Annotated in this window: 1 protein-coding gene; it reads left to right on the plus strand. The window is 43.6% G+C overall.

All coding sequences use genetic code 11. From position 1 onward, the window contains the following. Window positions 1-95 precede the first annotated feature (95 nt). Window positions 96-1,219: IS4 family transposase (locus P20495_RS20690; protein ID WP_050548475.1), on the plus strand; the 1,124-nt coding region annotated here is incomplete at its 3' end.

The following is a 1,219-nucleotide window of genomic DNA, read 5'->3' on the forward strand; positions in this document are numbered from 1 at the left end:
TTAATGCCGATCAGTTAAGAAATATTTGACGATCCATTGACCGATCTTCTGGTTAGTTTATAAAGGCTTCTGAATTTATTCAGGAGCCTTTTATTTTGCAACTCACTACCGCACTTTCTCTTGCCAATAGCTACGCACCCAATTCAGAAGGCTTAGGTCAACTGAGTGATTTTTTATGTCCTGAGTTTATCAAACAATGCGCTGAAACCGCTGGTGTCGCGACGATAAGGAAAAGAAGGCTTCCTGTTGAGATGGCCGTTTGGACAGTCATTTGTATGTCGTTTTATCGTGAAGACCCACTGTGGAGTATTGTCAGTAAATTAGGGCTCGCTTTACCAGGTAAAAAAGAACTCGTTGCACCCAGTGCGGTTGTACAGGCTAGGCAGCGGCTTGGGGCTGATGCCGTTAAACAGGTTTTTGAGAAAAGTCAGCAAATGTGGAATGCTGATGCGAACCATCCCACATGGTGCGGGCTATCACTACTGGGTGTTGATGGTGTTATTTGGCGCACACCGGATACTGCTGAAAATCAACATGCATTCTCCGTGTGGAAAAATCAGCATGGTGACACGGCTTTCCCTCAGGTTCGCATGGTGTGTTTGATGGAGTTAACTAGCCATTTATTAATGGGGAGCGCCTTTGATAGTTGTCGTACTAGTGAAATGGTGTTGGCTGAAGACTTAATCGAGGCAACACCCGATAACTCACTGACGTTATTTGATAGAGGCTTCTATTCTCTAGGCTTACTCAATCGTTGGCATCATGCTGGGGAAAATAGGCATTGGCTTCAACCGATGAGAAAAGGCACGCAATATGAAATTGTTCGCTCTTTAGGTCGTCAAGACAAACTTATCAAGCTAAAAGCAACAGCACAAGCGAGAAAAAAGTTCGACGATTTACCACAGAGCATTGAAGTCAGGCTAGTCACAAAAACGGTTAAGGGGAAAGAGGTGAATATACTCACTTCACTGACTGATCCAATGCGTTTCCCTAAGGCTGACATTGTTGACCTCTATAGTGAACGGTGGGAAATTGAACTTGGTTATCGAGAAATGAAACAAACGTTACTGAATAGTCACTTCACGCTACGCAGCAAGAAACCTGAGATGATAGCGCAAGAATTATGGGGCGTAATGTTGAGCTATAACTTGCTCCGATATCAGATGGTGAAAATGGCGCAGAAAAAGTCTGGAATATATGCAAAACACCTGAGTTTTAC

The sequence above is a fragment of the Pseudoalteromonas sp. BSi20495 genome (genome assembly GCF_000241185.1).
GTDB lineage: Bacteria > Pseudomonadota > Gammaproteobacteria > Enterobacterales > Alteromonadaceae > Pseudoalteromonas > Pseudoalteromonas fuliginea.